We start from the raw sequence: 4,116 nt of genomic DNA, 5'->3' as shown, positions 1-4,116 counted from the left end.
ATTTTCTATTTTCATTTTAGAATAGCTTCCTTATTCAGGTTGACTGCAAAAACACTCATAATATTTACTCATCCCCATGAATATATTTAATAAACAATCCTCACTTGTTTACCCCATAAAAAAGCTTCTACATACACAAAGTTCTCAAAAAAGGAGCGCTAAACTCATGAAAAATATAAATCAAGAACTTTTAAATCATGTAATCCTACATAAAGATCGAATTCCGCATTACCATAAAGACTTTCCCCTTATACTATTTTGGAGTCATAGAAGCGGATGCACCTCATTAGCTAATTGGTTCTTTTTTCAAATTGGATTATTTACTGAAGCAAAGAAATACAATGACTTTATTCATTACTATGAGTTCTGGGTGTATAAAAACAGTACAAATTACATTCAACAATTACAAAATAGTCTTCTAGAGGCTAAAAAAAATGTTTGTAAACTTGTACGAAATCCTTATACAAGAGCTGTCAGCTCATTTTTATTACTTGCTGACAATCCATATGCTAGCCCACAATGGGAAAGCATCCGTCATTATTTTTATAATGATAAATATAGTAATCAAGGAATATCATTTAAACAATTTTTATATTACGTTCAGGCATTCGATTCCAATTCCCTAGCATTAGATATACATTTTAGTCAACAATACGTCCCTGGTGAAGAAAATTTCATTCAATGCTATATTCCTTTAGAAGATTTTAATACACAAATCACCAAGATAGAACACATGTACGATTTAATGAAATCCCCTTTAGCACTTTTTACAAATTCAGATCATCATCGCGCTCACAAGATGATTTATGCAGGAAGCTATGCAGAACTTAGCATTACAGATCCAGGCTTTCCCCGATTTCCAACATACGAAAGCTTTTATGATAAAGAAACTATGGATTTAGTTACAGAAATATACGCACAGGATTTTGAAATGTACCCATACACGAAAGGGATATTTTAAGTCTATACATTTTTCCACGAATAAAAGCTGATACATCGCATAGCATAAAGTGAAACTTTAATTCGAGTGGGAGTTCTCTCCAACTGATTATTCCCTTCTCCTAATCGTAATTTTAAGAGATACCTAACTTTCACCCATTTCCTTTAATTTCGCCGATTGTTGACGTGTATCATACTTTCCATACATAGATTGCATTTATTAACATAGGAGGGATATCGTGTGGAAATCAATTTGAAACACAATAATGGGTACTGCGTTATTTGCGAAAAGAAAGCTACATTTATAGAGCATAATGATTGGCTTAGAGATCATTATTTATGTTCTACATGTAACTCTATACCAAGGCAGCGAGCTTTAATCCATGCTTTACATACATTTTTTCCAAAATGGGATTCCTATAATATTCACGAATCCTCTCCTGGAGGAATTACGACTCAGCTACTATTAAAAAACTGTAAAAACTATACTTATTCTCAATACTTTAGAAATTATCCTCTTGGCCAATACTTTCAAGGTATTAGATGTGAGAACTTAGAAGACATGACTTTTGAAAATGAATCTTTTGATTTATTCATTACTCAAGACGTTTTTGAGCATGTAATGACGCCAAACAAAGCCTTTAAAGAAATAGAACGAGTATTAAAACCTGGCGGTGCTCATGTATTTACTGTCCCTTGGTATCATACACTCACAAAAACTGTGCAAAGAGCAAGAATGAATAAAGAGGTGATTGAATATATTGAAGAGCCCATTTATCATGGAAACCCTATTGATGAGAATGGATCTTTAGTAACGTTCGATTGGGGGCAGGATATGATTGAATATATTTATACACATGCAAACATGTATACAATTGTTTTTTTACAAAAGGATAGATCACTAGGGTTAGATGCTGAATTTTTACATGTTTTCATTAGTAAAAAGCAAGAAAATAAAGTTTAATCACTATATAATTCGGAGGTTTAACAAATGAATAACTTTAAGTTAGGAAGTGATTTTGATCATCTTGTTAATTCAGTATCTGATGCCGAACTTCTAAATTTATTTATACAAAGTTGTTCACAAACAACGATAAATGGGGTTCCCGTACCTAGATTTCCTCCTGAAGAAATTCAAAAACAATTTGTAGGTGCTTCCTATGAACATGCTCTTTACGAAGCATATTTGTTTTATAGCCATATAAAAGAATACGCCCAAAATTTAGGAGTTCCCTTGAATAAAGAAAGTAAAGTTTTAGACTTCGGATGCGGATGGGGAAGAATTATACGCTTCTTATTTAAAGATGCCTCTGATCAAAATTTACTTGGCATTGATGTCGATCCTGCGATGATCACACTTTGTAATGAAACACTAGGAAGAGGGATATATAAAACAGCAAGCCCACATCCCCCTGTAGATTTTATTAGCGACAATTCATTAGATATCATATTCGCTTATTCTGTATTCTCACATTTATCCGAAGCAACTGCCGAAAATTGGGTAAAAGAATTTTCAAGAGTTCTTCGCCCTGGTGGAATCTTCATCGCAACAACACAAGCGCGCTATTTTCTTGATTTTTGTCAACAATTCCAAGAACATCCTGAATTAATTCAAACAGGATGGCATAAAACTTTATCTCAAGCTTTTCCAGATATACATCGCGCCATCTCGGATTATGAAAACGGCAAATTTGTTCATAGTCCCACTGGTGCAGGGGATGTTAGAAATAGTAGTTTTTACGGAGAAACCGTTATACCTAGGACTTATATTGAAAATCATTATGAGAAATATTTAAAGCTACAAGACTTTTTTGATGATGTAAATCGATTACCGCAGGCCCTCTTTGTCCTTCAAAAAATTTAATTCCTTTCATTCAACATAATAAATTTCATGACGAAAAGTACTTTCTATTTCAGATATATATCAAATTACCTAATACTCTCTTATTAAGTAAGCTTAAAAAATCCAATACATACCATAAAAAAAAACAGTAAACAGATAACATATCTCTTATTTTAAAATTGCTTCACCAAATCAAGAATAACTTCCCAACACTTGAACTACGAAAAACACGAGGGGGATATAACTTGAAAATAATCGCTTTTTACTTACCACAATTCCATCAAATTAAAGAAAATGATCGATGGTGGGGGAAAGGATTTACTGAATGGACAAATACTAAAAGTGCACGACCTTTATTTTCAGGACATTATCAACCTAGGGAACCTTATCAAGATTTTTATTACGACTTAACTACCCCCTCCGTAAGAAAGTGGCAAGCAAAAATCGCTAAAGCATACGGTATATATGGTTTTTGTTATTATCATTACTGGTTTAAGGGAAAAAGACTATTAGAAACACCCTTTAATGAGGTACTAAAGATGAAAGAACCTGACTTCCCTTTTTGTCTTTCTTGGGCAAATGAACCATGGACAAAATCTTGGGATGGTCTCGATAAACATATATTAATGCCTCAAGACTACGGAGATATATCTGATTGGAAGGAACACTTTGATTATTTATTACAGGCTTTCCAAGATGAGAGATATATTTATATAGATGATAAACCTCTATTCATTATTTATCGTCCAGGACATATTCCTGATTGTGAAAAAATGCTTAATTACTGGAATGCATTAGCGCGAGAAAATGGTTTAAAAGGTATATACTTTGCTGAAACATTAAACAGTTTTCCACTACCTAATATAAATGGATTCGATGCTAGCATTCAGTTTGAACCTTTCTATACAATTGCCCATGATAGCTCTTCAGACATAAATAAGGTAATATATGATTCTGATATGCAATTAAACGTTTGGGACTACGATAAAGTATGGATGTATATATTACAACGATCGCTCCCAAAGAAAAAAACATTTCCTGGTGCTTTTGTTGATTGGGATAATACTGCACGACGTAAAAACGCGAATAGCAGCATCTTTGTAGGTTCTACCCCTGAAAAGTTCACCATATATTTAAGCAAGCAAATTCATCGGACTTACTCTTTTTATAACAGCGAGTTTTTATTTATTAACGCATGGAACGAGTGGGCGGAAGGAACTTACTTAGAGCCAGATAAAAAATATGGATTTTCTTATTTAGAAGGGGTTAAAAATGCAATTGATAGAGGTATGAAAGCATACAAAAAAGACGAGTCATTCTGACTCGTCTTAAAG

4 protein-coding genes are annotated in these 4,116 nt (G+C 33.2%); all 4 read left to right on the top strand.

Features of this window, described 5'->3' with window-relative positions; translation table 11 throughout:
• Positions 1-166: 166 nt before the first annotated feature.
• The 4 genes from ACQGSG_RS27145 (at position 167) to ACQGSG_RS27130 (ending at position 4,104) form a co-directional block, all read left to right on the top strand.
• The gene (locus ACQGSG_RS27145; protein ID WP_000790054.1) at positions 167-961 is read left to right on the top strand and encodes a sulfotransferase family 2 domain-containing protein; all 795 of its coding nucleotides are present in this window, start codon (positions 167-169) and stop codon (positions 959-961) included.
• Positions 962-1,180: 219 nt separating this feature from the next.
• The gene (locus ACQGSG_RS27140) at positions 1,181-1,903 is read left to right on the top strand and encodes a class I SAM-dependent methyltransferase (RefSeq protein ID WP_000405117.1); all 723 of its coding nucleotides are present in this window, start codon (positions 1,181-1,183) and stop codon (positions 1,901-1,903) included.
• Between the two features lie 27 nt (positions 1,904-1,930).
• The gene (locus ACQGSG_RS27135) at positions 1,931-2,803 is read left to right on the top strand and encodes a class I SAM-dependent methyltransferase (protein ID WP_001058695.1); all 873 of its coding nucleotides are present in this window, start codon (positions 1,931-1,933) and stop codon (positions 2,801-2,803) included.
• A gap of 224 nt (positions 2,804-3,027) precedes the next feature.
• Positions 3,028-4,104, top strand: coding sequence for a glycosyltransferase WbsX family protein (locus ACQGSG_RS27130; RefSeq protein WP_000690999.1), 1,077 nt, complete (start codon positions 3,028-3,030; stop codon positions 4,102-4,104).
• Positions 4,105-4,116 lie beyond the last annotated feature (12 nt).

The organism is Bacillus sp. GMa5/1 (genome assembly GCF_050172015.1).
Taxonomy (GTDB): domain Bacteria; phylum Bacillota; class Bacilli; order Bacillales; family Bacillaceae_G; genus Bacillus_A; species Bacillus_A cereus.
This window is presented reverse-complemented; position numbering and strand designations above follow the sequence as displayed.

What these genes read in the sequence shown, in the direction of transcription:
- ACQGSG_RS27145 (WP_000790054.1), top strand. Translation starts at nt 167, where the DNA reads ATGAAAAATATAAATCAAGAACTTTTAAATCATGTAATCCTACATAAA.
- ACQGSG_RS27135 (WP_001058695.1), top strand. Translation starts at nt 1,931, where the DNA reads ATGAATAACTTTAAGTTAGGAAGTGATTTTGATCATCTTGTTAATTCA.